The sequence below is a fragment of the Sulfurimonas sp. SWIR-19 genome (assembly GCF_020410885.1).
Classification (GTDB): Bacteria; Campylobacterota; Campylobacteria; order Campylobacterales; family Sulfurimonadaceae; genus Sulfurimonas; species Sulfurimonas sediminis.
This window is the reverse complement of record NZ_CP084578.1, coordinates 1917719-1943357: the sequence shown is the minus strand read 5'-3', so window position 1 is coordinate 1943357 and position 25639 is coordinate 1917719. Positions and strand designations below refer to the sequence as shown.

The following is a 25639-nucleotide window of genomic DNA, read 5'->3' as shown; positions in this document are numbered from 1 at the left end:
ATAACCCTTTCATAAAGCAAAAAAAGTGCACCCAAAAAGTGGGCTCAGTATCAGTTTTTACTTATTCTTATTTTATTGTAGCACTTTTTTTCAAAATTGTTCTGAAACAACTTCAAAAAAGATTGATTTTGATAACTTTTTGATGTGAATTAATGTTTGTCTTACCTGTATAAGCTCAAATTTAGTAAGGGTCTGCTAATATTTCACTTCTTTTAAACAAATGGCCTGTTAGCTCAGTCGGTAGAGCAAGTGACTGAAAATCACTGTGTCCTTGGTTCGATTCCGAGACAGGCCACCACTTATTCAAATATATTTTCTCTTATCTCAGATATAAAATTTTTGAAGTCATTCTCTATAGTTTTCAGGCTTTCCCAAGTTAAAATGATTTGTCACTTTACAGCTAACATCTATCAATATTTGTATGGATTCAAAAAAACCATATCGCAGTTCCGATTCATAGCGTTTATTGGTAGCAATATCTTCTGCTTGCATTTCTTGTTTTAGCTCTTCTAATATTTTTATATTTTCTTCAAGCTGTTTGAGTTTTGGCAATATTTCCATCTAATATCCTTTGCTTGAATGTCTCGTTTTGTTCATCGATAATATGTTTGAAATCAAAATAATAGTGCATAGAATTTTCTTTAAAAATATTATATTTTTTATGATTATGTATAAATACAGGTATATGGTTTAAATATATATTGTACGCTAAAAGTGGAGAGTTTTTATAAAGTTCATTTAGGATGATAAAATCTATTTTATTGTTAAGTTGTATTTCAAGGTCGGAAATAATTTCTCCAATCTCAAAAAGATCCAACTCTTTTGTAGTCTGTACAGCAATGTCGATATCACTCATTTTATGCTGTTGCTTGTTCGCATACGATCCAAAAAGAAGAGTATTTTCAATTACTTCATATTTTTGCAAAATATTTTTTATTTGTTCAATCAACATCCATATAACCTCGTATAATAAATTTATCAAGTCATTACATCCAAGGGAGTAGTGGTTTGATAATTGTTTTTTAGTTTTTGATAAAGTCGTTTTTGTGTTTGTCAAATACTAAAACAACTTACAGTTAAAGAGTTGAATGACAGTCATTTTTCCTTATGAGGTTTTATGCCACTATCTAAGAAAGCATACTGCGTTTAACTTGTGTAACTTACCTATAGGATGCCAGGATGGGTTTTATCTCAATCCTCTATCGTTACGAGGCTGTAAGAAAAAGTTAAACAAATGAAAGGATGCACAATGCACTATTATGTAGGTATAGATATAGCAAAGAGTTTTCATGTTGCCTGTGTGGTTAATCAAGATGATAAAGTAATAAAGAAGTCACTCAAGTTTAATAATGACGAGAATGGCTTTAGTGAATTGGTTTTACTTTTGAACTCTATTGATGAAGTTTCAACCTTTACCATTGGTATGGAAGCAACAGGAATCTTCTTTGAAAATCTCTACCTTTATTTGAGTGAAAAAGGATTTAATGTACTATTACTCAATCCTTATCAAACAAATAGATTTAGAGAGATGGACAGTATGAAAAAAGTAAAAAATGACAACATTGATGCTTTAATGATAGCAGCTCTTATCAAATCAGGTAGATACTCTAAAGCTTATGTGAGTGAAGATACTTACCAAAGTATTAAATCACTCTATAGACATAAGAATAATCTCCTTGAGGAGATAAAAAAGCATAAACGACAGATATCTACACTCTTAGCTGTAGTATTTCCTGAGATGGAACAGGTAATAAAAGACCCATTTAATGTAACGGGGCTTGCTCTACTTGAAAAGTATCCAACTGCAAAGCATTATGAGTATGCCAGTGCGCAGAGGATACTTAAAACCTTTCGAGGTATTAAAGGCAATAACTTTAATGAGCAAAAAGCACAAAAGCTTTTAGAGTTAGCCAAACACTCTGTCTATCAGGGTAATGGTGTAGATGAGAGAGCTTATGTCATAAAGTCTCATATTCGACTTATTAAACTTCTACAAGAGGAGCTTAAAGAGCTTGAAAATGAGATGCTAAAGCTTTTTCATCAAGCACCACAACTTGAGAGGGATGAGGAGCAAGAGGTCATGGATATTATTGATAACCTTCGAACCATTCCTGGTGTAAGTGATAAAACCATCTTTGCACTCATTAGTGAGTGTGGGGATTTGAGCAGGTTTAAAAACAACTCTCATCTTATTGGTTATTTGGGCCTCTATCCTACACTGGAGCAATCTGGCAATAAGCTTAGTTATGGTCCTATTGCAAAGAGAGGTGCAAAGTTAGCTAAAAAAGCGTTATATCAAGCTGCCATTGCAGCTATTAGACATAATAATGAACTTAATAAGCTCTTTAGAGACAAGGTCTCTCAAGGCAGAGCCAAAAAAGAGGCTGTAGTCATTGTTGCAAGGAAACTTGCTCATATCATTTTAGCTATTTATAAAAACAATGTTGCCTATAATCCTCAAAGGGTATTTCAGGCATCAGCATCTTGAGTTTCATTCAACTATTTAACAATAAGTTGTTATAGAACTTGATAAACACTATATAGACAATTATATAACAGTCTATACCCTCAAGGGGCACCTAGCACTTTATCATTGTCAACCAAACAGTTTTTTAGTTGTTTGATCATTGAAACACTTGAGTCAAATTCTAGATAATGACTTGTAAAAAGTGCTTCAAAAATCAAACGCTCTTAAGAGCCAAAAGGCTCTTAAAAATGTTCTTTGAAAGTTTATTGTTACGGGACTATTGTCTTTTTTATTTTTTCGCTCCGTTTAAGTTATTCTTTATAGGATTGCTTTAAATAGTCTCTTGTCTAAGTTTAATTATAACAAAATATTTCCTATTTAATCCCTATTATATAACTTTTGGATAAAATAACAATCAATTTAAATTAATTAGGACATTTTCATATGAAATCAAAATTCTCTTTTGTATTTGCACTCTCTTTTATCATTTTATTTACTTCGTGTTCAAAAGAAGTGGACGAATACAACAAGCCGGCTGTTTACTGGTATGGCAAAATTGTGGAGTCTATTTCATCCGGAAATATTGACAAAGCGGATGACTACTATTCCTCTTTGCAGGGGGAGCATATCGGGTCGCCTCTTTTGCCTGAGGCAACCATGATTCTTGCAATTGCGCATATGCACAATGAAGAGTATCTGCTTACTGAACACTTTTTAAATGAATATGTCAGAAGATATGCAAATGCGAATGAGAGAGAATTCGCGGAATTTTTAAAAATCAAAGCAAAATATTTGGCCCTTCCAAATCCAAGACGGGATCAAGGACTTATACTTGAGGCCATAAAAAATGCTCAAACATTCAAGCAAAATTATCCGCACTCTATGTACTACTCTTTAGTAGATACAATGCTGACAAATTTATACCTTGCTGATGCCTCTTTAAATAAGGAGATTGTCGATTTGTATACCAGACTTGACAAACCGGAATCGGCAGCATATTATCGCACCTTAAGAGTAGAACCATGGATAAAATGGGATGAGGTTGAGCGTGCAAAAATACCATGGTACAGAGAAGTATTTGAGGGAGACGGCACATCCAGCTGGTATGCTTTTATGATTCCGGATACACAGAGTGTTGTCTCTAGAAATACAATTAAATCAGACAATAATAAAACAAAATAATATTAAGGAAACTATATTTATGAAATTAAGCAATTACGGAGAATTTCCTGCTGACATCCCGGTGATAGCAGAAGATGAACTTTTTTTATATCCTTTTATGATTTCACCACTTTTTTTAAGTGATGAAAAAAATATTAAGGCGGCAGCAAAGGCCATTGAAAACAATTCTTTGGTGATAGTCTGCCCGACTAAGCCGGGACATGAAGGTGAAAGAGAGTATGACGCGCTGTATGACGCAGGTGTAGTAGGCTCAATCATGCGGAAGGTTTCGCTGCCTGATGGACGGGTCAAAGTACTTTTTCAAGGGCTTGCCCGTGCAAAGTCTTTATATAAAGTTGCAGAAGATCCGCTTATAGCTCATGTAGATGTAATGCAGTCAACAGAGGTTGATTCTTTAAAAATTGATGCGATACTTGAAGTCGTGCGTGAAAAAGTGAGAGCTTTGGCTGCTGTAAGCAACTATTTCCCGCCTGACCTTTTACGAACTATAGAAGAAAATCATGATCACAATCGTATCATTGATCTGATATGCTCAACAGTAAAACTCAAAAAAGAGCAGGCCTATAAGCTTTTTGTCGAAACTGATACCGAAAAAAGATTTTTGGATCTTATTGATCTGCTGATTGATGAGATAGAGGCAAACAAGCTTCAGCGTGAAATTCGTTCAAAAGTGCATACACATATAGAAAAAGTCAACAAAGAGTACTTTTTAAAAGAGCAGCTGAAACAGATTCAAAAAGAACTCGGAACAGATACATCCCGTGAAGAAGAGATAGAAGAGTACAGAAAAAAATTAGAAGCCAAAAAGAAGAAAATGGGAGAAGATGCTTACAAAGAGATAAGCAAGCAGCTAGAACGCTTTGCCCGCATGCACCCGGATTCTTCGGATGCTTCTATGACGCAGACATATCTTGACTGGGCTTTGGATCTTCCTTTTGGTGCTTTGGCAAAGAAACCGCTTCGCATAGAGAGTGTGGAAGAACAGCTCAACAAAGACCACTTTTCGCTAGAAAAACCAAAAGAGAGAATTGTGGAGTACTTTGCAGTAAAAGAACTGCTTGAACTGCGTGGTGTTTCAGCGAAAAAAAGTGCCGGAGCGATATTGTGTTTTTCGGGCCCTCCGGGTGTCGGAAAGACTTCTCTTGCAAACTCTATAGCAACTGCACTCAAGCGTCCGCTCATCCGAATAGCACTGGGTGGTCTTGAAGATGTAAATGAATTACGCGGGCACCGCCGTACCTATGTTGGGGCTATGCCAGGACGTATAGCACAGGGGCTTATAGATGCGAAAAAAATGAATCCCGTTATAGTGCTTGATGAGATTGATAAAATTACCCGCTCACAAAGAGGAGATCCGACAGCAGCTCTTTTAGAGATTTTGGATCCTGAACAAAATAGCGAGTTTCGGGATTATTATCTCAATTTTGATTTGGATCTGAGCAATGTAATTTTTATAGCAACGGCAAATGATGTCGGGCGTATTCCTGCTCCTTTGCGTGACAGAATGGAATTTATCACATTGAGTTCTTATACTCCACAGGAAAAGTTTGAGATAGCTCGCCGTTATCTGTTGCCGCAGGAGATTAAAAAACACGGACTCAAAAAATCAGAACTCAGCATTTCAAAGCCGGCACTAAAAGAGTTGATACACAGTTATACGCGTGAAGCAGGTGTCAGAAACCTGCGCCGCCGTATAGCCGAAATGGCGAGAAAAGCAGCAATGGAACTGTTAAAACACAGTGATATTCCAAAAGTATCAGTCACACTGAAAAACTTAAAACAGTTTTTCGATAAAAGTGTCTTTGAGATTGAAAAAACAGACAAAATTCCTGTTGTCGGTGTAGTCAACGGACTGGCATGGACTGCTGTAGGCGGAGATGTTTTACGAATAGAGAGTATCCGTATCAAAGGCAAAGGCAATCTGCAGCTTACAGGCAGTTTGGGTGATGTTATGAAAGAGTCTGCAAGAATTGCAATGAGTGTTGTAAAAACACTCATTGACAAGCGAAAGCTGAGAATCTCACAGGACAACATTCCGCTTACTTTCAAAGAAAAAGAAGAGATTATAGAGGTGGATCCGAGTGAGGTTTACAAGCGGTATGATTTACATGTACATGTACCGGACGGTGCAACGCCTAAAGACGGACCAAGTGCGGGTATAGCTATGGTAACAGTCATCTCTTCCATTCTTGGTTCATATAAAGTACGTTCAGATGTTGCGATGACAGGAGAGGTTTCTTTGACAGGAGATGTTTTGCCTATCGGCGGATTAAAAGAGAAGCTTATCGCTGCATATAAAGCCGATATGACTAAGGCTTTGATTCCTGCAAAAAATTATGAAAGAGATTTGGAAGATATTCCAAAAGAAGTAAGGGAAGCACTTGAGATTGTACCGGTTAAACGGGTAGAAGAGGTGTTAAAACAGGTTCTTGTGTAGAACCCGTTTTGATTTATGGATAGATACTTAATGTTTAAAAAGAGATAATAGATTGCTGAAAATATATATAGACGGCGATGCCTTTCCCAATCTTTTAAAACCGATAATTTTGCGTCAAATAGAAAAGTACGGCATAAAAACCTATGTGTTTGCAAATAAAAAAATCAATATCGGAAAATCAAAAAATATAGAGTACATCATTGTAGATCCAGGTGCAGATGAGGCTGACAATAAAATTGTACAAAGAGTGCATTCTGGGGATTTGGTGATTACTGCAGATATTCCTTTGGCAGACAGAGTTATAGATAAAAATGCCCATGCAATAGATCACAGAGGCGAACTTTACAGCAAAGACAACATCAAACAGTATCTTGCAATGCGGAATCTCATGGAGAGTATCAGAGAAATGGGAGAGATAACGCAAGGCCCGAAGCCTTTTGGTTCAAAAGATGCCGAACTTTTTGCAAATCAGTTAAATATGTTTTTGCAAAAATATATGCGATGACTTTAGATTTCGTCATTTTTCCAGGCAAAAACGGCATCATTTAAACTTTCAAATCCGCTTTCTTTGCCGATAATGAAGATTTCATCAAAAATATAACAGGTGACTCTTGTATTTGGTTCAAGTAAGAATACAGCATATTCTTCACTCTCTTTTTGATTGACAGATAAAACACGCATACTGTCAACTATATCACCAACCTGTGGCGTTACATCAAACTCAACATTAAGTAATTTTTTGCCGTCGCTACTGTAGATTGCCATGATTGCCTCTATTTTTTAGTATAATATAGATACTTATTATACTCAAAGAATAGGAAATATATGAAATCAGTTATATTTGTTTGTCTTGGCAATATCTGCCGTTCTCCGTTGGCAGAGGGGATTGCTAAAAAAATAGCACAAGAACATAAAATAGATATAAAAATAGACTCTGCAGGGACAGGAGACTGGCATATCGGCGAACCCCCGTGTGAGGGTTCAATCAAGGTGGCACAAATGCACGGCATAGATATAAGTCATCTGAGGGCGAGACAGTTTACAAAAGAAGATATTGATTTATATGAATTGATAGTTGTACTTGATGAAAAGAACAGGCTGCATGTAAAGAAACTGGGTGCCAAAAATATAGAAAAACTGGGATGTTTTGCATTTAATTGTCAGGATGTTCCCGATCCCTATTTTTTTGACGGATTTGACGGATTTTTGGAAGTCTATAAAATGATAGAAGTTTGTGTAAATAATCTTTTTAGTGTAAAATTACTTCAAGAGGAAAAATAATGAAAATTGCAAAAAATATAACCGAATTAGTAGGCAACACGCCATTGGTAAGACTGAATGAGGCATCAAAGCTGACAGGTGCTACGATATTGGGAAAATGTGAGTTTATGAATCCGACAAGTTCGGTCAAAGACAGAATAGGGTTCAATATGATCCGTCGAGGTATAGAATCAGGACGTATTCAGGCAAATACTACGATTATTGAACCTACAAGCGGAAATACAGGAATTGCACTGGCAGCAAACTGTGCAGCTCAAAATTTGAAACTTATTTTAACAATGCCTGAGTCTATGAGCGTAGAGAGAAGAAACCTGCTCAAGGCTTTAGGTGCTGAACTGGTGCTGACTCCCGCTGCAAAAGGGATGAACGGAGCCATTCAAAAAGCAGTGGAAATTCAGCAAAACAGACCGGATTCTATAATTTTACAACAGTTTGAAAATCCGGCAAATCCGGAGATACATGAAATCACAACGGCACAGGAAATCCTCCGTGATACAGAGGAAAAGCTGGATGCTTTTGTGGCAGCTGTAGGGACGGGGGGAACACTTACCGGAACTTCGAAGGTCCTAAAAGAACATATTGCAGATATTGCTGTTTTTGCAGTAGAGCCTGAAGCCTCGGCAATCCTCTCAGGAGAGAGCCCGGCTCCACATAAAATTCAGGGAATAGGCGCAGGTTTTGTTCCTGCAATTTTAGATACCTCCTGTTACAGTGAAGTGATAAAAGTGAGTAATGAAGATGCCATAGCAACAGCCAGAATGCTGGCAAAAAAAGAGGGATTGCTTGTAGGTATATCTTCAGGGGCAAATGTATATGCTGCCATGCAGGTGGCTTCACGGGACGAATTCAAAGGCAAAACGATTGTGACCGTTTTATGCGACACGGGAGAAAGGTACTTAAGTACAGAACTTTTCAGTGAATAAAATTCAATATTTAGAAACAATAAAAGCAGTTGATGCAAAACTGTTTCATCTTGCATACCATCAAAAACGGCTTGAGAAAACAGTTGGGCATTCCGATATTATTTTGGAAGATATTTTGCATCCTCCCGCATCAGGCTTTTTCCGGTGCAGGGTTGTTTATGATGGCGAAAAATACAAAGTCACATACCATCAGTATGAAAAAAAGAGTATTCAAACCCTGAAACTTGTTTATGATAATGAGATAGAGTATTGCAAAAAATATTATGACAGAAGCAAAATAGAGAGGCTGTTGCAAAAAAAATCTTTTTGTGATGACATACTTATTGTGAAAAATTCTCTTATTACAGATACATCCATTGCCAATATCGCTTTTAAATATAAAGATGAATGGATAACACCAAAAAGCCCTTTGCTTGAGGGAACGACCAGAGAAAGGTTGCTCGAGAGCGGTAAAATCAGAGAAGATGATATATCTGTAGATGATCTAAAGCGTTTTAAACAGCTTGCACTGATGAATGCTATGATAGATTTTGATATAATACCAAATGAAAATATAAGGGATATAATTTGTTAGAAAATATAATACAAGACAGAGATTTCGCGCAATTAATGAAAAAAAATATTCAGGAGCTGATTGTTCTGCTGTTTGAAAAAGAGCAGAATTTCGGTATTTTATGTAAAATTGAAGATGTAAGTTTTGCACCGGCATTACCGGAAAGTATCAACACTGAATTTCGTCCGTTGACACTTTTCTTTTTGGCAGGATATACATTTGAGACTGCCAGAATAGAGGATGATATTTTAATTTTTGAGGCAGGTTTCGGCAGTGAAAATTTTGGCAGTGTTGTCCATGTGCCCCTGCTGAGTATTTTACAGATTATTATCGATGAAACTCCGGTTTTGATTAATATATCTGCATACAAAGAAGAAACAAAGAAAAAAGAGGCTGATATAGACGAAAGCGGAGTGAAAAACTCTATGGCGTCTTTTCTTTCAAATCCGGAAAACTCCAAATTTATAAAATAATAAAAAGTTACCTACACTCTGTTAAGCGAGAGTAGGTAATTGACTACATTGTCGACAAAAGCGTCGTGTTTTCTGTCTTTCATATAGGCTATGTAAAAACTTCTTGTAATTTTATGATTTTTCAGTCTGGCTTCATAAAGTGTACCGTTTTCAATTTCTGACTTGATGACATGACGGGACATAATGGAGACAAGCGGTCGTTCCGCGTTTTTATCTGCATGTAAAATAGACTCCTTGATGGAAGTCGGACTGGCAAGAACACCGATAACATTGAAATTATTACACTGCACTCCCATTTCTTCAAAAACTTCTGATGTCAGTCTTCTTGTGTGGGAATCTTCATTACGACAAATCCAGTCAAAATCGAGTAAATCATCTGCACTGAGATGTTTTTTCATCGGCTGGTTTGAAAAAACGACTAATTCATCTTCCACCCATTCTCTGTAAATGACACCATCTCTGAAAACAGGAGATTCGATGAGGGCAACATCTATCTTTTTATCTTCAAGCTGGTCAATAATGTTTGAAGAGAGATCCACATTCATAAAAACTTCATTGTTGATGCGTTTTTTTATTTCACTGAGATAATTCGGAAGCACATAATTACCGATTGCAAAAGAAGAACCCATGACAAAAGTGAACTCTTTGTTGATGATTTTCAACAACTCTTTTTCACTGCTGTGTATAGCTTTTTCAAGTCTTAAAGCGATTCTGTATAGATCTTCACCCTCTTTTGTGAGGATAATTCCATTTTTCTTTCTATCAACTATTTTCGTATCAAGATAATCTTCAATGAACTTGATTTGCTGCGTGACAGCGGGCTGGGAAATCCCAAGTTTTGCTGATGCTTTAGAGAAGCTTTTCTCTTTTATAACCATCAAAAACGTGTGTAATTTCGCAAAATCTTTTAACATAATAATTCCTATAAGTATCAATAATAGTAAAATTATAACTCATAATTATAATTATTGCAATAGTTTTGTAATAATTTATGACATTTTAGCTATAATAAGTAGAAATACAACTTAGTAGTGAACATATATGGAAAAAATTTTTAATCATTTAAATGAGTCTCAAGCAGCAGCAGTAAAGCAAACAGAAGGACCTGTCCTGATTCTTGCAGGAGCGGGGAGCGGAAAGACGACAACAATTATTTCACGCCTGGCGTATCTTATTGAGGTTGTGGGGATTCCCGCTTCAAATACGCTTACCCTGACGTTTACAAACAAAGCTGCAAAAGAGATGAAGGAGCGTTCTCTCTCTATGATAGAAAATGTCGCCTATCCTCCTCTTCTTTGTACCTTTCACAAGTTTGGACTTCTTTTTTTAAAATTCAATATACATCTTCTCAAGAGAGCCAATAATTTTGTTGTGATAGATACAGATGATAAAAAGAGAATCATTAAAAAAATAAATTCCGAGCTGCCAACACCGCTGATAGCGAGTGAAATTTCCAGATACAAAAACTCTTTAATGACTCCTGATGATGCCTACAAGCAGACTGAACTGTTCAGTTACAAGCAGATTGCCGAAGTTTTTGCAGAGTATGAAAAATATTTACTCGAAAACAATCTTGTTGATTTTGATGATCTCATCGCGCTTACCTATAAACTTTTGGATGAAAATCCTGAGTTGGCAAAGGCTACCTCGCAGAAATATCAGTACATTATGATTGACGAGTATCAGGATACAAACGAACTGCAGTTTAAGCTCTTGCAAAAACTTTGTACAGTACATAACAATCTGTGTGTAGTCGGTGATGACGATCAGAGTATATACGGCTGGCGTGGTGCGCATATTCGCAATATTATGGAGTTTGACCAGGATTTTTCAGGCACACATGTCTTTAAACTCGAAGAGAACTACCGTTCACGTGCGCCGATTTTAAAAGTTGCCAATGCTCTTATCGAGCACAACCGGTCCCGTTTGGGAAAAAAGCTCATAGCAACGCGTGGCAACGGGGATGATGTGACAACACTCAATTCAAATGATGAAAACGAAGAGGCAAGAAAAGTTGCCGCAAAGATAGAAAAACTGCTTGAGAGCGGGGTACGTGCCAGAGAAATAGCTATTTTGTACCGTGTCAATGTTTTGTCACGTTCTGTAGAGGAAGGTTTGAACCGTTACGGGATTAACTATAAACTTGTGGGTGGTTTGCGATTTTATGACCGGGCAGAGATAAAAGACCTTATTTCTTATATCAGGGTGATTACAAATCATCATGATGACTTCTCTTTGAAACGTATAGTCAACAAGCCAAAACGCGGACTGGGTAAAGCAAGTTTGGATAAAATTGAACTTGCAGCTCAGAAAAAGGGAACTTCTATTTATGAATATATCGCTCAGGTACCTATGGAAGAACTTGAAGGCTTGGTCAGAAAGAAAAATGCTGCAACGCTCAAAGAGTTTGCTGAAAATATTCAAGAGGTTGCCGGTATTGCACAGGCGTCTACCTATGAGTTTATAGATGCACTGGAAGAAACTTTTTCTTTGAAAGATATTTATAAAAACATGCAAGACGGACAGGAAAGAATTCTCAATATAGATGAGTTTTACGGTCTTTTTAGAGATTTTGTAAAAAAATCACCACAGAGTTCTTTGGATGAGTTTTTAAATGAACTGACGCTGCAAAGTGAACAGGACCAGGTGGAGGGGGAGAGTATCTATATGATGAGTATACATGCCTCCAAAGGTTTGGAGTTTGAACATGTTTTTGTTATAGGAATGGAAGAGGGCTTTTTGCCACTGACAGGAGACGGAAGTGATTTGGAAGAAGAGAGACGACTGGGATATGTTGCGTTCACCCGTGCGAAAGAGACCTTGACGCTTTGCCATGCCGGAAGCAGATTTTACAAAGGACGCAGAAGTGATTTGGAAAAAAGCCGTTTTTTCAATGAAGCCGGACTTTGCAAAGGTTCTTTAAAGTGTGAAAAAAACACAGCATTTAAAAAAGGTGATCTGGTACGGCATAAAATCTTCGGAACAGGGCGCATTATCGGTGTGAGTAAGTCGGGAAGAGAGTTTAAACTCAAGATTAATTTTGCAGGAACAAAACGCGATATTCTTGCATCATTTGTAGAGAAATTATGAATCGTCTTTTTGTTGCATACAAACCTTCGGGAGTAGGTTCAAACAAATATCTTTACAGTCTGAAAAAGAAGTATAACAACAAAAAAGCAGGTTTTGCCGGAACACTGGATCCTTTTGCCAAAGGCGTGCTTTTGGTGGGTTTTGGCTCACATACGAAACTTTTTAGATTTTTGAACAAAACACCTAAAAGATACAAAGCGACTTTGTGGCTCGGTGCAAAGAGTGATACCCTTGATACAGAGATGATAGAAGACGTTGTGCTTCCTGAACCTTTACAGGTAAAGGAGATTGAAGCGGTGCTTTCGTCTTTAGAGGGAGAATTAGAGTATAAACCGCCGATTTTCAGTGCAAAACGGATAAACGGACAGCGTGCGTATGATTTGGCACGTGCGGGAAAAGAGGTTGTTCTCAATACCATCAACTCCACTGTTTATGAAATGAAACTGATTCACTACTGCCATCCATTTGTAACCTTTGAAGCGAGTGTAAGTGAGGGAACTTATATACGCTCTTTGGGAGAGATGATCGCGCACAGACTCGGTATTGCCCATGGAAGTTTAAGTATGCTTGAACGACTGAATGAAGGACAGTTTGTTTATGAGGATGAAAAGCCCCTGAATATCAAAGAATCTTTAAATATTGCACAGAATTATTACCTGGGAGCGCCTGAGAATGTGCGGTATGGAAGAGTTCTTGCTTTAAAAGATTTACAACTGCAGGATGAGGGCAGCTATTGGCTGGATAACGGAGAAAGCATTTCCATAATTACAGTCCAAAACGGCAAAGTAAAATATGAATTAGGCAGGATAGAATGTTAGTACTTGCAAGAAAAGCAGATGAATCTATAATAATCGGTGACAATATTGTTGTCAAGATTATTTCCGTAGAAAACGGTGTTGTAAAACTTGGCATTGATGCCCCAAAAGAGGTTGCCATTATAAGAAATGAGCTTATAGAAGAGGTCAAGGCAAGTAACCAGGCGGCTTCTGTGAAAACCGTGAATGAAGATGACATTGTCTCTTTGAATAAAATACTGGGAAAATAAAAAGCAGATGAAAAAATACAGGGCGTATGCCAAAGTAAATGTTTTTTTAAAAATTACAGGAAAAAGAGAAGAGTACCATGAAATCGTATCACGATTCATGCGAGTTGATGACTTGTATGATGTTCTCTCGTTTGTTTCGAAAAAAAATGTTCAGGCAAAAGCGAATGAGTTTAAAATACTTGGCGATTTTGATTGTACCACAAGACAAAACAGTATTTATAAAGCGTATAAGGCATTGAAGGAGGCTACAAAAAATCAGGCACTTGAAGAGCTTATGAGAACGTATGCCGTGAGTGTTGAAAAACACATTCCTGCATATGCCGGTCTTGGCGGAGGCAGCAGTGACGCGGCGACCTATTTGAAAATGTGCAATGAAGTTTTGCATTTGGGTCTGAGTCTGAATGAACTGGCCCAGATAGGTTTACATGTAGGGGCGGATGTACCGTTTTTTATTTATGGATACAACAGTGCCAATGTCAGTGGCATAGGTGAAGTGGTAGAAGCCTTTGATGAGGAGCCGCTTACTTTTGATATTTATACCCCTGCGGTAAAAATCAGTACACCAAAAGTCTATCAGACCTACAGAAGAGACTTCTATGCACCGATAGACGGATTTCAAGCCGAGGCATTGAAAAAAAAGTCCTCCTTTGAAATTTTCAATGCAATGCATGCCAAAGAAGCAAATGATCTGTTTGCTCCTGCCTTGCAGGCGTATGCAGAGTTGGCACAATATTATCAGGACGGATACTATTTCAGCGGAAGCGGAAGCAGTTTTTTTAAATTAAAAGAAGAGAAATACAATGGGTGAAACAATAGCAAAAAACAAAAAAGCGTATCATGACTATTTTATAGAAGAGAAATTTGAAGCAGGACTTGTGCTTACGGGGAGCGAAGTCAAAGGCATACGTGCGCATCGCGTGAATCTCAAAGACAGTTTTATCCGTTTTGTCAACGGAGAAGCTTTTTTGTTTAATGCGCATATCGGCAGACTCGAGACGACGCACCATTATTACGGGCATGAAGAGCGCGGAGCAAGAAAGCTGCTTTTACACAAAAAAGAGCTGGCAAAGATGCAAAAGGCCGTAGCACGTGACGGGTATACCATCGTGCCTTTACAGCTCTATTTTAACAAAAGAAACATTGCAAAGCTGCAAATTGCCATAGCAAAAGGAAAACTGCTGCATGACAAAAGAAATGATTTAAAAGAGAAAGACCAAAAAAGAGATATTCAAAGGGCTATGAAGGATTATTGATGAAATTTTTGCTCTTTTTATGCCTCTTTGTCTCCTCTCTTTTTGCTTTACATGTAAAGATAGTCAATGATGAGGTAGGCAATGGAAAAACAGCCTTGTTGACGTTTACAAAGGAAAAGGGCATTGTCTATAAATTTGTAAAATACGAAAAGCAAAAAATTACAATTTTTACCAATCCTTTTGACCGTAACAGATACTATGCTTTGATTCCAATCTCTTATTATGAGCGACCAAGTCAGAAAACTGTACAGATTGTCTATACGCAAAATGGCACAACAAAGCATAAAAATATTCTTTTACATGTAAAAGATGCAAAATATAAAAAAGAGACCTTACATGTAAGCGCTGCCAAAGTAAACCCGCAACTGCCAACAGTTAAAAAAAGAATTGCAAAAGAGTATAATGAAGCGATGAAAATTTATAACACCGTTACATGGAAGAGCTATATGCATTCAAAATTTATTTTGCCTGTGCAAAGTGAGATAACAAGTGCTTTTGGTACGGCAAGAATTTATAACGGTGCTTTGAAAGGGTATCACAGCGGGACGGATTTTCGGGCGAAAACAGGCACACCGATTAGAGCGGCTAATGACGGAAAAGTCGTTTTGGTCAAAAAAAGATTTTATTCGGGAGGCACTGTTATTATTGACCACGGTGAGGGCATTTATACCTGTTATTTTCACATGAGTAAATTCAATGTCAAAACAGGTCAGCTTGTCCAAAAAGGAGAACTTTTGGGCTTATCGGGAAAAAGCGGCAGGGTTACAGGTCCTCATTTGCATTTTTCAGCTAGAATTGACGGTGTACAAGTTGATCCGTTACAACTTATAGCATTACTCAACAATAATTTAATTTTAAATAAATAGGAAAACAATTATGACACTTTTTCAGTTACTTATGCTTGGAGCATCTGCTTTTTTTGCATACAAAATTTACGAACATATACAAACACTTAAAGATCCTCAAGACAAACAGCACACAGGTGCTGATGATAAGCGAAGTGCCGAAGCGTTTTCTCCATTTGATGCTTCTTCTTTGGTGGAAAAAGCCGATGAAGAGATGCAAAAGGGAGACTTGCAAAAAGCGCTTGCCATTTACAGCGAGGCAAATATTAAAGAGCCAAAGAACCCTGAGACACTCTTTAAAATGGGTTATACACTGGCACAGCAAAACAGGGATGATGAGGCTATGGAGTATTATAAAGAAGCGTTGGAACTGGATCCGAACAATACCTACATCCATCAGGCAATGGCTTCACTGTATAGAAAAGCGGGTGAATATGCGAGTGCAAGAAATCATCTCAACAAGTCGCTTGAAATTGATGCCACAAACCCTATTACCTATTATAATTATGGGAACCTGCTTGTAGATATGAAGCATTTTGATGAAGCTAAGGGAATGTATGAAAAAGCGATACAGCTTGACCCTGAATTTAAAGAAGCAAAAGAGGAATTGAAAAAAATCGAGAAGGGAGAATCACTGTGAAAATATTGGAAATATACAAATATCTCAACGAACTCTCTCCTTTTGAAATTCAAGAGTCATGGGATAATTCCGGTCTTTTGATAGGTGATTTTAAAGATGATATTTCAAAAATTGCTTTGAGTATCGATGTGGATGAAAAACTGATTGATACTTTGGATGAAAATACACTTCTTATTACGCACCATCCGATTATTTTTGGTGGGCTCAAACAGCTGGAGTTTTCTAAATATCCTGCAAATCTGATTCAAAAAATGATTAAAAAAAATATTTCTAATATCGCGATGCATACAAATTTTGACCAGACACACTTAAACGAGTATGTTGCAAAAGAGATACTCGGATACGAAATTTGTAAAAAAGACGGTTTTGTCGCATATTTGGAAGTAGATGAAGATTTTGATGTTTTTGCTCAAAAGGTTTCCAAAGCTTTTGGCCTTAAATGTGCAAGAACAGTGAAGTGTGCGCAAAGAGTGAAAAAGGTGGCTCTGACAACAGGATCGGGATGTTCTTTGATGAAGAGTCTGGATGCTGATTGTTTTTTGACGGGTGATGTAAAATATCATGACGCGATGGAAGCAAAAAGCATAAAATTGTCTTTAATTGACATCGGACATTATGAAAGTGAGTACTTTTTTGCACAAATTATGCAAAAGCATTTGAAAATTTTAGGTTTAGAAGTTATAATTGCATCATCAGAAAACCCATTTACATATATTTAGGTCTAATAATACAGGTAATGGTAGAAGTAAACCCCTAAAGGATCCCAATGAACAAGCACTTAAAACAATTAATCGATCTCTCAATCATAGATAAAGAGATAGACGCATTTGAACCTCAGATTGAAGAAGCAAATGCAAATTATGAAGCGGCTCTTGCAAAAACAAAGAGCATAGAGTCAGATATTGAAAATTTAACGAATGAAATCAAAGAAGAAGAAGTTAAAAAAGCAAAAAATGAACTTCACCTCTCTGAACTTTCACAAAAACTTGAAGAAAATGTAAAAAAAAGCTCTGAAGTAAAAACAGAACGTGAGATGAAATCACTGCAGCTTGAGGAAGAGATAGCAAAAGAGCAGGTCACATTTGCCAATGAAGAAATTCAAAGACTTGAAAAAATCATTGAAGCAAAAAAAGAGCAAATTGAGGCTGCAAAAAGTGCCTTGGAAGAGTTAAATGCAAATCTGGAAAGTGTAAAAGCTGATGTAGATACAAAACTTGAAAAAATACACAAAGAGAGACAAGAGGTTTTCAAAAGAAAAGAGACTCTTTTGTCAGATATCAATCAAAAAGGGCTTGCTTTTTATCAAAAAATCCGTCGTTGGGCAAAAAATACAACAGTGGTTCCTGTTGAAGAACAGGCATGTATGGGATGCCATATGATAATAGGCGACAAGGTTTATGCTGATGTCATAAAAGGTGAAGATATCACTACATGTCCCCACTGCGGACGCATCCTTTATGTGAAAGTCAATGAAGAGTAGGCTTGAAGCCGTTTTTTCTTTTCTATTATGTACTGAGTGTAATGCTGTTTATCATAGCATTGCCTCTTTTGATATTACTTTCTTTTAAAAAAAAATACAAAGAATCAATTCCTGCACGTTTTTTTCTTTTTAAGAACCCTCCGTTTTGCACTACAAATGCAATTTGGTTCCATGTCTGCTCTTTAGGTGAAGCCAGAGCCCTTAAACCGCTTCTGGAACTATTGGCAAATAAAAAGATACTTGTTACAACGATTACACAAACCGGACATAATGAAGCAAAAAAATATAATGCAGAGGTACGCTATCTTCCGTATGAAATGTATCTGCCGTTTTGGGTAAAACCGCAGAAAAAGCTTATCGTACTTGAGGCAGAATTTTGGTATCTGCTCTTTAGTATAGCGCGTTCACGCGGTGCAGAAGTTATTTTGCTCAATGCCAGAATTTCAGATAAAAGTGTCAAAAAATATATGAAGTTTGCCTGGTTTTATAAAAAACTTTTAGAGAATGTAGATATGGTCTATGCTCAAAGCGAAAGTGACAAAAACAGATTTTTAGCCTTAGGTGCAAAGCACATTGAAGTGATTGGCAATATAAAACTGGCAGGTGAAATCAAAAAAACAAAAGAATATGAAAAGCCCGATGCGGAAGTCATTGTAGCAGGAAGCACCCATCCGGGTGAGGAACAAAGCATTTTAGAGGCATTTTTTGCTTATGAAAAAAACAAAGAGGCAAAACTTATAATTGTTCCCCGTCATCCGGAACGTTTTGCAGAGGTATATACCTTGATAAAACGATACGGCAGGCAAAACAATGCCACCGTTTCCCGTTTTTCAGAAGGAAAGAATTTTGCAGCTGATTTGATTTTAGTCGATATGATGGGTGAACTCAACAATATCTATGCCATCGGTGACATAGCCATATTGGGGGGTGCCTTTAAAAATGATGTCGGTGGGCACAATCCGCTCGAACCGGCTTATTTCGGATGTAAAATAATTACAGGGAAGCATTTTTTTCACCAAAAAGAGCTGTTTAAATATGTCCATCACGTGCAGTATGTTGAGCCGGATGAAATAGCTGATGCACTTGAGATGACAAAGGAGCTGCCGCCTTCAATGGTAGAAGAGCAGATAAACCTGGAACCCGTGGTTCAAAAAATATTAAAAAATTAAAAGGAGCTGGTAAAATGGCAACAGAAAAAGCGTATAAATTATTGGCACAGCAAGAGGGAATTTCCAATTCCAATGCAAAGTCTATGATAGACAGAGGACTTGTGTATGTCGGCAACAAAAAAGTGATGATTGCCCGTGGTGAAATTGATGAGCGAACGATATTCAGAGTACAAAAAGTAGAACGTGTCAAGCCTATTTTTGAAAATGATGACATTGTGGTAGTCGACAAACCGGCACATGTAAACTCAGACGAGATAGAGCGTCAATTTAAACCGGCGGTACTGTTACACAGGCTTGATCGCGAAACAAGCGGTGTTTTGATGCTTGTAAAAAATGAGGAATTTCGTCAGCGTGCTATCAAAGAGTTTCGTGACGACAAAGTCTACAAAGAGTATATCGCCTGGGTTGAGGGAATAATGACCGAGCCGATTGAAGTAGACAAAGCAATTACAACACAGAAAAAAAACAACAAAGCCTACTCAAATGTTTCTCCAAAAGGAAAACCGGCGAGAACGGAGTTTTTTCCTGATATTGTCAGTGCAAAAAAAACAAAAGTCAAATGTATTATTCACAATGGGCGTACACATCAGATCAGAGTCCATGCACGTTATATCGACCATCCTATAGTCGGTGACGAGCAGTATGGCGGGCGTCGTGCAAAACGCGTGATGCTCCATGCCCATAAAGTCAGACTTCTTGGAATGGAGTTTGTGGCAAAAGAGCCTAAAAGCTTTGTTACATTTGAATAATTAAGAAAAACTTAGTTACAATTTCGAAAAAATTTATATAGAATAAAAGAGGTGTTTTCATGTTCGGTACTTTAACAGATTCGTTTACAAATGCAATAAAAAAGATTCGTTTTCACGATGATGACAAGGCACTCAGTAAAGCACTCAATGAACTGAAAAAAAATCTTTTAAAAGCGGATGTCAACCATAAGGTCGTCAAAGAACTGATTCAAAAAGTACAACTGCGTACAAAAGAAAAAGGGATAGGCAAAGACCAGTTTCTTGAAGCCTTACGTGAAACTCTCAACGAACTTTTAGATGTAGGCGGTAACAGAGGATTTGTCTTTGCTCCTAACCCTCCGACTGTGATTTTGATGACAGGACTGCAGGGGTCTGGTAAAACAACAACAACAGGTAAGCTTGCAAACTATCTTAAAAACAAAGGTAAAAAAGTCCTTGTTGTCGCAGCTGATTTGCAACGTCTTGCAGCGGTAGAACAATTGCGCCAGATTACCGCACAGATTGAAGTTGAACTCTATGATGATGAGTCGACTAAAAATCCTGTGGAAGTAGTGAAAGCTGCTCTCAACTATGCCGATTCCAAAATTTTTGATGTTGTGCTTATAGATACGGCCGGTCGTCTGGCTATTGATGAAGAACTTATGGGTGAGCTTGAAAATGTAAAAAAAGCGGCAAATCCTGATGAAATCTTTTATGTGGCCGACTCTTTGACAGGACAGGATGCCGTACGCACAGCAACAAGTTTTAAAGAAAAAATTGGAATTGACGGCGTAATTCTTTCCAAATATGACGGAGATGCAAAGGGCGGTGTTGCTTTGGGACTCTCTTCTCAGGTGCAGGTACCGCTTCGTTTTATCGGTCTGGGTGAAAAAATGGAAGATTTGGAAGTCTTTTTGCCGGAGCGTATTGTCAACCGTCTGATGGGCTTTGGTGATGTCGAAGGACTTGCGGAAAAAGTAACGAATGTTATTGATGAAAAGCAGGCGAAAAAACTGACAAAAAAGATTCAAAAAGGAAAATTTAACTTTAATGACTTTTTAGAACAGATGGAACAGATGAAAAAAATGGGAAGCATGAGTTCTATCATGGGAATGATTCCCGGTATGGGCAATATGTCCAAAGCGATTAAGGATTTTGATTTTGAAAACTCCGGAGAGCTTAAAAATATCAAAGCCATGGTTGCTTCGATGACGAAAAAAGAGCGAGAAAACCCTGACTTGTTAAATAACTCAAGAAAGCAAAGAATTGCAAAAGGGTGCGGCCTTGAGATAGTTGAAATAAATAGAATGATCAAGCAGTTTAAAAATGCAGGAAAAATGGCAAAGAAATTTTCCGGCAAAAACGGTATGAAGCAGCTTCAGTCAATGATGGGTCAGGCAGGCGGACCAGGCGGTATGGGTGGCTTGCCAAGATAGAGATTGTAATTTAAGAAAAAAGTGGATATAATTCCATTTCAAATAAATCTTTTTAAACAATACCTCTGTGATAAAAAGATTTGTAGCCTGTTTACCGGTTACATGTGTACATCCAACTATAGAGATGGTAAGAGGGAAGCAAAATTATTTAAGAGAAAAAAGACTCTTCTGCATTTATACCTTCCCCATAACTTATATTTTTATAAAATATTGTTTACATGTAACCGGTAACAGGTAAATTAAAAACAACAGGAAACAAAATGACAGTAATTAGACTTACTCGTATGGGAAGAAAGAAAAGACCATTTTACCGTATCGCGGTAACAGACAGCCGTAAACGTAGAGATGGTGGTTGGATTGAGCTTATCGGATATTATAATCCAATGACAAAAGAGCTCAAAGTTGACAATGAAAGAGTTGATTACTGGTTGGGCGTTGGTGCTCAGATGAGTGATCGTGTGAAAAAGATCACTGGTCGTTAATTATGATTGCTGATTTTGTCGCACAATTTGCAAGACTGATAGCATCACACCCTGATGATATCAGAGTTGAAGTTCAAGAGGGCGATGAAATAACAGAAATAGTTCTCTACGCAAACCAGGCAGATATAGGGAAATTAATAGGAAAAAGCGGCAAAATGATTGGTGCTATTAAAACTGTGATTTCCGGATGTAAAGCCAAAGATGGTGTGAGTTACCGTATTAATGTTGAAGCAGTCTAGTAAAGAAAAGTTGTTGCATATAGCAACAATCGGTAAAACTGTCGGCATTCAAGGAGATATGAAGTTGCATCTTAAGTGCGATTTTCCTGAACAGTTTGTGAAGGGAGCCACTTTTTTAATTAATAAAAGTGAGCGCATTACTTTAAGTGATGTTGATCTCAATCGTGGATTGGTACGCATTAACAGCATTGCAAATCCCGAAGATGCAAAGAAGTTCACCAATGCGAAACTCTTTACCACCTACGAAGAGACAAGAAAAAACTGCCATTTGGAAGAGGGTGAGTATTTCTGGTTTGATTTGGAAGATTGTGAAGTCTATGAAGATGCCAAATGTCTTGGCAGAGTAAAAGAGATAGAGAGATTCAATACTACCAATTATCTAAGTATTGTTACTGATGAAAGTTTAGTCGAAAGCGGTTTGGCAAAGAGCTTTTTGGTTCCTTTTATTGAGCCGTTTAAAGTGGAAGTTGACATTGAAAAAAAACGTATCACACTCAGTGGTGCTGTTGATATCCTGGAAGCTTCTTGAATGCGCTTTACTTTCGTTACTCTTTTTTCTGCTCTGATTGAAGGCTATTTTCAAGATTCGATTTTGAAACGAGCCATTGAGAAGAATATCATAAAGATAGACTATTTGAATCCTCGGGATTACTCAAAGAACAAACACTCTAAAGTTGATGATACGGCAGTAGGCGGCGGTGCAGGGATGGTAATGAATCCACAACCGCTTTTTGATGCACTGGATGATTTGAAAAGTAAAGATGAAAATGTTCATATCATTTTTTTGACTCCGGTTGCGAAACCTTTTGTACAAAATGATGCAAAGCGTTTGGCAAAGAAAACCCATATAGCTTTTGTGAGTGGAAGGTATGAGGGAATAGATGAAAGAGTTATTGAAAAATATGCGGATGAAGTATTTTCTATCGGTGATTATATTTTGACCGGAGGCGAACTGGCCTCACTGGTACTTTGTGATGCCATAAGCAGAAATAAAGAAGGTGTTCTCGGAAATGCCCAATCTTTGGAGATTGAGAGTTTTGAAACCCAACTTTTAGAAGCACCGTCATTTTCAAAACCACAAAACTATGAAGGTTTAAGTGTTCCATCAGAATACTTAAAGGGAAATCATAGTAAAATTCGCTCACTAAAATTAGCCTTGTCTGAAGCAAAGACCAAATTCTTTAGACCAGAACAGCTATTAAAGCATAAAGTCCAATCGCATTAATGCGATGAGCTTCCTGCTGAAGGAAACCTAGTGTTAACGTAGAAGGCGGAATTACTTCCGACTTCGTGCTTCAATAAACAGGTAGGTTTCCTTAATATTTTATGAAATAAAATTTAAGGACTAAGTCTTATGAGAAATAAGTATATTGAAAACTTTGAAAAAGCACAAACTGCTGAGAAAAACATTCCAGATTTTCGTGCCGGTGATACTGTAAATTTAGCAGTAACAATTAAAGAAGGTGACAAAACTCGTGTACAAAACTACGAGGGTGTTTGTATAGCTAAGCGTGGTCAGGGGACCGGGCAAACAATTACAGTACGTAAAATCGGTGCTAACGGTGTTGGTATTGAGAGAATTTTCCCAGTTTATTCTGACTCAATCAATGAGATTAAAGTTATTCGTCGCGGTCGTGTTCGTCGTGCAAAACTTTTTTATCTTCGTGCACTTGCCGGTAAAAAAGCCCGTATTAAAGAACTTAGAAGAAAATAATTCTTCTGGGCTCTTGCCTTCTTCATATTTTATAACATTCCCACATTACACATATTTTTTAAACTCCGTAAAAATTAATCTAACTTTTTAGCATAAATAACAAATTCATAGTATAATCAATAAAAATAGACATTATTTGGATAACAATGAACTACATAGCAGACTTAAAAAAGGTCGTAGAAATAAATTCCTATACAAAAAACACAGAAGGTGTAAACCTAGTCGGTGAAATCTTTGATGAATGGTTTGGGGCATTGGGTTTTGAAACTGTCATTTACAAACGCAACAATGTCGGTGATCATCGTTACTACAAGTCTTTAGATGTAAAGAACTCTCCAAAATTACTTTTGCTCGGACATATTGACACGGTTTTTCCTCCCGGAAAATTTGAATATTTTACAGAAGATGACACCTGGGTATACGGGCCGGGTGTGTGTGACATGAAAGGCGGCAATATTGTACTGCTTGAAGCGCTTCGACAGCTTACATGTAAAGGCGTGAAAATTCAAAATATTGATATTCTTTTGGTCAGTGATGAAGAGACAGGGAGTGATGATTCCAAATATCTGACTGCGGAACTTGCCCGTGAATATGACTACTGTTTTGTGTATGAAGCAGCAGGTAGAAACCTGGAACTTGTTAGCGGACGAAAAGGTGTAGGAACTTTTTTTATAGACATTCAAGGAAAAGCAGCCCATGCAGGTAATCATTACAGTGAGGGCTGTGATGCAAATTTAGAACTTGCATACAAGCTTCAAAAACTTGTGCAGTTGACAGACCTGGATAAAGGTACAACTGTCAATGTAGGAAAAATTGCGGGAGGAATAGGGGCAAACACTGTCTCTCCGCAGGCACAATTGGTTTTTGAATTGAGATACAAATATTCGGCTGAGAAAGAGAGAGTGTTAACGGCCATAGAAAAGATTGTGCAAACCTCTGTTGTTGATGGCGTAAAAGCAACATTAAGCGGTGGAATACAAAGAGATGTGATGCAGACAACAGAGGCTTCAATCGCTCTACTTAAAAAAATAGAAAAGATTACACAACAGCAGATACCCGCGGAAGAAAGAGGTGGTGTCAGTGATGCCAATATTGTCAGTGCATGTGGTGTTGTGACACTTGATGGTTTTGGACCGTTTGGTGACGGAGATCATACAGTAAAAGAGCGGGCGAGCAAGGAAAGTTTTGTCAGTCGCATAGAGATGAGCAGAAAGCTTTTTGAGTATTTTATAAAAAATTTAAAATTTTAGGGGATGTCAATGAAAAAAAGAAAAATCGGCATGTGGCTGTATAAAAACGGTGGTGGAGAAAAAATAGCAAAAAAAATAACGAAAAAGTTGAAAGAGAGAGATATAGAAGTTTTAAATGATATCAATTTACGCCATGCGATTGCAAAAAATGCGCATATAGTCTACCACGGCAAAGAGTATCATGGAGAAAAACTCGATACACTGGATTTGTTTTTTTCCTATAATGCGGGGGAACAGACACAGTATCAAATGTACCTGTATCAGGCATTAAACCGGATTATTCCGATGATTAACTCTTATGCGTCTTTTGCTTTGACAGAAGATAAGTTTCAGACCTCGTTTGTGCTAAGAAACAGCGGTGTGAAAACAGCTGATTATAAGCTGTGTCATCGGGATGACGGGCATGAACTTAAAAAAATCATTAAAAAATGGGACAAAATGGTCTACAAGCCAACTGATGGCTGGGGTGGTGTGGGACTTACCAAAATCGAGAATGAAGCAAGCCTGGATATGCTTATGCCTTTTTTAAATCAGATGGATTTACGTTATTTTTATGTAGAAAAATTTATTGATTATGACAATACGGACTTTAGAGTTGACATAGTTGACGGTAAATTTGTTTCTTGTTATGGAAGAAAAGCCAGCGGAACAGACTGGCGGACAAATGTGACAAGCGGTGGCAGTGTTTTTGTACGTGAAGCAAATGATGAAGTTGTCAGTATTGCAAAAAAAGCATGTAAGGCAACAGGCGTGGATATTGGTGGCGTAGACATTATTTATGACAGAGAAAAAGAAGAATATATTGTTTTGGAAGTAAACGGCATTCCCGCCTTTGCTACTCCTGAACAGGAAAAAATGGGATTAAACTTTAATGACAAAAAAATTGATTTAATTGTGGATTTAATTGACAGAAAAACGAAGTAAGAGTATCATTTCAAAAAAATGAAGGCAA

Annotated in this window: 31 protein-coding genes and 1 tRNA gene; 28 read left to right on the top strand and 4 right to left on the bottom strand. The window is 37.4% G+C overall.

What is annotated here, in order from left to right:
* Positions 1-222: 222 nt before the first annotated feature.
* Positions 223-298, top strand: a tRNA-Phe gene (locus tag LCX93_RS10190).
* Positions 299-345: 47 nt separating this feature from the next.
* Here the strand turns inward: LCX93_RS10190 and LCX93_RS10185 are convergent.
* Together LCX93_RS10185 and mntA are read right to left on the bottom strand one after the other, a co-directional pair.
* A complete protein-coding gene (locus LCX93_RS10185; protein WP_226066178.1) occupies positions 346-561 on the bottom strand; it encodes a HepT-like ribonuclease domain-containing protein in 216 nt (71 codons plus the stop codon).
* Complete coding sequence (gene mntA / locus LCX93_RS10180; RefSeq protein ID WP_226066177.1) at positions 530-952, bottom strand: type VII toxin-antitoxin system MntA family adenylyltransferase antitoxin; 423 nt, start codon at positions 950-952, stop codon at positions 530-532. The genes LCX93_RS10185 and mntA overlap by 32 nt, the downstream gene beginning before the upstream one ends.
* Positions 953-1249: 297 nt before the next feature.
* Here mntA and LCX93_RS10175 point away from each other — a divergent pair, with 297 nt between their 5' ends.
* The 4 genes from LCX93_RS10175 (at position 1250) to LCX93_RS10160 (ending at position 6591) form a co-directional block, all read left to right on the top strand.
* Entirely contained in the window at positions 1250-2488 is a 1239-nt protein-coding gene (locus LCX93_RS10175) for an IS110 family RNA-guided transposase (RefSeq protein WP_226065297.1), read from the top strand.
* 423 nt (positions 2489-2911) lie between these two features.
* On the top strand, positions 2912-3649 hold the full coding sequence (locus tag LCX93_RS10170; protein ID WP_226066176.1) for an outer membrane protein assembly factor BamD: 738 nt from the start codon (positions 2912-2914) through the stop codon (positions 3647-3649).
* A 19-nt stretch (positions 3650-3668) separates the two neighbouring features.
* On the top strand, positions 3669-6086 hold the full coding sequence (lon, locus tag LCX93_RS10165) for an endopeptidase La (RefSeq protein WP_226066175.1): 2418 nt from the start codon (positions 3669-3671) through the stop codon (positions 6084-6086).
* 55 nt (positions 6087-6141) lie between these two features.
* Positions 6142-6591, top strand: a complete 450-nt coding sequence (locus tag LCX93_RS10160; RefSeq protein WP_226069435.1) for a YaiI/YqxD family protein — start codon at positions 6142-6144, stop codon at positions 6589-6591.
* Positions 6592-6593: 2 nt separating this feature from the next.
* Here LCX93_RS10160 and LCX93_RS10155 read toward each other — a convergent pair whose 3' ends face one another.
* On the bottom strand, positions 6594-6851 hold the full coding sequence (locus LCX93_RS10155) for a hypothetical protein (protein ID WP_226066174.1): 258 nt from the start codon (positions 6849-6851) through the stop codon (positions 6594-6596).
* A 60-nt stretch (positions 6852-6911) separates the two neighbouring features.
* Between LCX93_RS10155 and LCX93_RS10150 the strand changes: the two genes are divergently transcribed.
* From LCX93_RS10150 to LCX93_RS10135, 4 genes are read left to right on the top strand one after another with little or no spacing between them, the layout of a single operon-like run.
* A complete protein-coding gene (locus LCX93_RS10150; RefSeq protein ID WP_226066173.1) occupies positions 6912-7367 on the top strand; it encodes a low molecular weight protein-tyrosine-phosphatase in 456 nt (151 codons plus the stop codon).
* Complete coding sequence (cysK, locus tag LCX93_RS10145) at positions 7367-8290, top strand: cysteine synthase A (RefSeq protein WP_226066172.1); 924 nt, start codon at positions 7367-7369, stop codon at positions 8288-8290. Before LCX93_RS10150 ends, cysK begins: the two co-directional genes overlap by 1 nt.
* Positions 8283-8864 carry an aminotransferase class IV gene (locus LCX93_RS10140; protein WP_226066171.1) on the top strand — a complete coding sequence of 194 codons (582 nt, stop codon included), beginning with the start codon at positions 8283-8285 and terminating at the stop codon, positions 8862-8864. Before cysK ends, LCX93_RS10140 begins: the two co-directional genes overlap by 8 nt.
* Complete coding sequence (locus LCX93_RS10135) at positions 8858-9316, top strand: hypothetical protein (protein ID WP_193150433.1); 459 nt, start codon at positions 8858-8860, stop codon at positions 9314-9316. The genes LCX93_RS10140 and LCX93_RS10135 overlap by 7 nt, the downstream gene beginning before the upstream one ends.
* Positions 9317-9327: 11 nt before the next feature.
* Here LCX93_RS10135 and LCX93_RS10130 read toward each other — a convergent pair whose 3' ends face one another.
* On the bottom strand, positions 9328-10230 hold the full coding sequence (locus LCX93_RS10130; protein ID WP_193150432.1) for a LysR substrate-binding domain-containing protein: 903 nt from the start codon (positions 10228-10230) through the stop codon (positions 9328-9330).
* A 127-nt stretch (positions 10231-10357) separates the two neighbouring features.
* On the opposite strand from LCX93_RS10130, the gene LCX93_RS10125 reads away from it, so the two are divergent.
* The 19 genes from LCX93_RS10125 (at position 10358) to LCX93_RS10035 (ending at position 25611) form a co-directional block, all read left to right on the top strand.
* Entirely contained in the window at positions 10358-12406 is a 2049-nt protein-coding gene (locus tag LCX93_RS10125) for an ATP-dependent helicase (protein WP_226066170.1), read from the top strand.
* Positions 12403-13224: a tRNA pseudouridine(55) synthase TruB gene (truB, locus tag LCX93_RS10120; protein WP_226066169.1), complete on the top strand. Its 822-nt coding sequence runs from the start codon at positions 12403-12405 to the stop codon at positions 13222-13224. The genes LCX93_RS10125 and truB overlap by 4 nt, the downstream gene beginning before the upstream one ends.
* On the top strand, positions 13218-13451 hold the full coding sequence (gene csrA / locus LCX93_RS10115) for a carbon storage regulator CsrA (RefSeq protein ID WP_226066168.1): 234 nt from the start codon (positions 13218-13220) through the stop codon (positions 13449-13451). The genes truB and csrA overlap by 7 nt, the downstream gene beginning before the upstream one ends.
* A gap of 7 nt (positions 13452-13458) precedes the next feature.
* Positions 13459-14259, top strand: coding sequence for a 4-(cytidine 5'-diphospho)-2-C-methyl-D-erythritol kinase (locus LCX93_RS10110; RefSeq protein WP_226066167.1), 801 nt, complete (start codon positions 13459-13461; stop codon positions 14257-14259).
* A complete protein-coding gene (gene smpB, locus LCX93_RS10105) occupies positions 14252-14704 on the top strand; it encodes an SsrA-binding protein SmpB (RefSeq protein WP_193150427.1) in 453 nt (150 codons plus the stop codon). The genes LCX93_RS10110 and smpB overlap by 8 nt, the downstream gene beginning before the upstream one ends.
* Complete coding sequence (gene pgp3 / locus LCX93_RS10100) at positions 14704-15570, top strand: peptidoglycan metallopeptidase Pgp3 (RefSeq protein ID WP_226066166.1); 867 nt, start codon at positions 14704-14706, stop codon at positions 15568-15570. Before smpB ends, pgp3 begins: the two co-directional genes overlap by 1 nt.
* Before the next feature lie 10 nt (positions 15571-15580).
* On the top strand, positions 15581-16189 hold the full coding sequence (locus tag LCX93_RS10095) for a tetratricopeptide repeat protein (RefSeq protein WP_226066165.1): 609 nt from the start codon (positions 15581-15583) through the stop codon (positions 16187-16189).
* Complete coding sequence (locus tag LCX93_RS10090) at positions 16186-16908, top strand: Nif3-like dinuclear metal center hexameric protein (RefSeq protein ID WP_226066164.1); 723 nt, start codon at positions 16186-16188, stop codon at positions 16906-16908. Before LCX93_RS10095 ends, LCX93_RS10090 begins: the two co-directional genes overlap by 4 nt.
* Before the next feature lie 47 nt (positions 16909-16955).
* Positions 16956-17669: a zinc ribbon domain-containing protein gene (locus tag LCX93_RS10085; protein ID WP_193150423.1), complete on the top strand. Its 714-nt coding sequence runs from the start codon at positions 16956-16958 to the stop codon at positions 17667-17669.
* Positions 17670-17671: 2 nt separating this feature from the next.
* Entirely contained in the window at positions 17672-18838 is a 1167-nt protein-coding gene (gene waaA, locus LCX93_RS10080; protein ID WP_226066163.1) for a lipid IV(A) 3-deoxy-D-manno-octulosonic acid transferase, read from the top strand.
* Between the two features lie 14 nt (positions 18839-18852).
* Positions 18853-19587, top strand: coding sequence for a pseudouridine synthase family protein (locus LCX93_RS10075; RefSeq protein WP_193150421.1), 735 nt, complete (start codon positions 18853-18855; stop codon positions 19585-19587).
* 59 nt (positions 19588-19646) lie between these two features.
* Positions 19647-21002: a signal recognition particle protein gene (gene ffh / locus LCX93_RS10070; protein ID WP_226066162.1), complete on the top strand. Its 1356-nt coding sequence runs from the start codon at positions 19647-19649 to the stop codon at positions 21000-21002.
* A gap of 260 nt (positions 21003-21262) precedes the next feature.
* Positions 21263-21484 (top strand): 30S ribosomal protein S16, encoded by a 222-nt coding sequence (gene rpsP / locus LCX93_RS10065; protein ID WP_151899612.1) that lies wholly within the window; start codon positions 21263-21265, stop codon positions 21482-21484.
* Positions 21485-21486: 2 nt separating this feature from the next.
* Complete coding sequence (locus LCX93_RS10060; protein ID WP_151899613.1) at positions 21487-21723, top strand: KH domain-containing protein; 237 nt, start codon at positions 21487-21489, stop codon at positions 21721-21723.
* A gap of 13 nt (positions 21724-21736) precedes the next feature.
* Positions 21737-22252 (top strand): ribosome maturation factor RimM, encoded by a 516-nt coding sequence (gene rimM, locus LCX93_RS10055; protein ID WP_226066161.1) that lies wholly within the window; start codon positions 21737-21739, stop codon positions 22250-22252.
* Positions 22253-22948, top strand: coding sequence for a tRNA (guanosine(37)-N1)-methyltransferase TrmD (gene trmD, locus LCX93_RS10050; protein WP_226066160.1), 696 nt, complete (start codon positions 22253-22255; stop codon positions 22946-22948).
* 129 nt (positions 22949-23077) lie between these two features.
* Positions 23078-23437, top strand: coding sequence for a 50S ribosomal protein L19 (gene rplS, locus LCX93_RS10045; RefSeq protein ID WP_151899616.1), 360 nt, complete (start codon positions 23078-23080; stop codon positions 23435-23437).
* Positions 23438-23583: 146 nt separating this feature from the next.
* On the top strand, positions 23584-24687 hold the full coding sequence (locus tag LCX93_RS10040) for a M20 family metallopeptidase (protein ID WP_226066159.1): 1104 nt from the start codon (positions 23584-23586) through the stop codon (positions 24685-24687).
* A 9-nt stretch (positions 24688-24696) separates the two neighbouring features.
* On the top strand, positions 24697-25611 hold the full coding sequence (locus LCX93_RS10035; protein ID WP_193150416.1) for an ATP-grasp domain-containing protein: 915 nt from the start codon (positions 24697-24699) through the stop codon (positions 25609-25611).
* Positions 25612-25639: the final 28 nt, after the last annotated feature.

Bases quoted from the DNA above. Each gene is read 5' to 3' on its own strand.
- LCX93_RS10110 (WP_226066167.1), top strand. From the start codon at position 13,459: ATGAAAAAATACAGGGCGTATGCCAAAGTAAATGTTTTTTTAAAAATT.
- LCX93_RS10155 (WP_226066174.1), bottom strand. From the start codon at position 6,851: ATGGCAATCTACAGTAGCGACGGCAAAAAATTACTTAATGTTGAGTTT.
- trmD (WP_226066160.1), top strand. From the start codon at position 22,253: ATGCGCTTTACTTTCGTTACTCTTTTTTCTGCTCTGATTGAAGGCTAT.
- smpB (WP_193150427.1), top strand. From the start codon at position 14,252: ATGGGTGAAACAATAGCAAAAAACAAAAAAGCGTATCATGACTATTTT.
- LCX93_RS10175 (WP_226065297.1), top strand. From the start codon at position 1,250: ATGCACTATTATGTAGGTATAGATATAGCAAAGAGTTTTCATGTTGCC.
- LCX93_RS10040 (WP_226066159.1), top strand. From the start codon at position 23,584: ATGAACTACATAGCAGACTTAAAAAAGGTCGTAGAAATAAATTCCTAT.
- LCX93_RS10035 (WP_193150416.1), top strand. From the start codon at position 24,697: ATGAAAAAAAGAAAAATCGGCATGTGGCTGTATAAAAACGGTGGTGGA.
- LCX93_RS10185 (WP_226066178.1), bottom strand. From the start codon at position 561: ATGGAAATATTGCCAAAACTCAAACAGCTTGAAGAAAATATAAAAATA.
- rplS (WP_151899616.1), top strand. From the start codon at position 23,078: ATGAGAAATAAGTATATTGAAAACTTTGAAAAAGCACAAACTGCTGAG.
- LCX93_RS10130 (WP_193150432.1), bottom strand. From the start codon at position 10,230: ATGTTAAAAGATTTTGCGAAATTACACACGTTTTTGATGGTTATAAAA.
- LCX93_RS10095 (WP_226066165.1), top strand. From the start codon at position 15,581: ATGACACTTTTTCAGTTACTTATGCTTGGAGCATCTGCTTTTTTTGCA.
- truB (WP_226066169.1), top strand. From the start codon at position 12,403: ATGAATCGTCTTTTTGTTGCATACAAACCTTCGGGAGTAGGTTCAAAC.
- LCX93_RS10060 (WP_151899613.1), top strand. From the start codon at position 21,487: ATGATTGCTGATTTTGTCGCACAATTTGCAAGACTGATAGCATCACAC.
- LCX93_RS10125 (WP_226066170.1), top strand. From the start codon at position 10,358: ATGGAAAAAATTTTTAATCATTTAAATGAGTCTCAAGCAGCAGCAGTA.
- lon (WP_226066175.1), top strand. From the start codon at position 3,669: ATGAAATTAAGCAATTACGGAGAATTTCCTGCTGACATCCCGGTGATA.
- rpsP (WP_151899612.1), top strand. From the start codon at position 21,263: ATGACAGTAATTAGACTTACTCGTATGGGAAGAAAGAAAAGACCATTT.
- LCX93_RS10150 (WP_226066173.1), top strand. From the start codon at position 6,912: ATGAAATCAGTTATATTTGTTTGTCTTGGCAATATCTGCCGTTCTCCG.
- cysK (WP_226066172.1), top strand. From the start codon at position 7,367: ATGAAAATTGCAAAAAATATAACCGAATTAGTAGGCAACACGCCATTG.
- pgp3 (WP_226066166.1), top strand. From the start codon at position 14,704: ATGAAATTTTTGCTCTTTTTATGCCTCTTTGTCTCCTCTCTTTTTGCT.
- csrA (WP_226066168.1), top strand. From the start codon at position 13,218: ATGTTAGTACTTGCAAGAAAAGCAGATGAATCTATAATAATCGGTGAC.
- LCX93_RS10170 (WP_226066176.1), top strand. From the start codon at position 2,912: ATGAAATCAAAATTCTCTTTTGTATTTGCACTCTCTTTTATCATTTTA.
- LCX93_RS10085 (WP_193150423.1), top strand. From the start codon at position 16,956: ATGAACAAGCACTTAAAACAATTAATCGATCTCTCAATCATAGATAAA.
- LCX93_RS10075 (WP_193150421.1), top strand. From the start codon at position 18,853: ATGGCAACAGAAAAAGCGTATAAATTATTGGCACAGCAAGAGGGAATT.
- mntA (WP_226066177.1), bottom strand. From the start codon at position 952: ATGTTGATTGAACAAATAAAAAATATTTTGCAAAAATATGAAGTAATT.
- ffh (WP_226066162.1), top strand. From the start codon at position 19,647: ATGTTCGGTACTTTAACAGATTCGTTTACAAATGCAATAAAAAAGATT.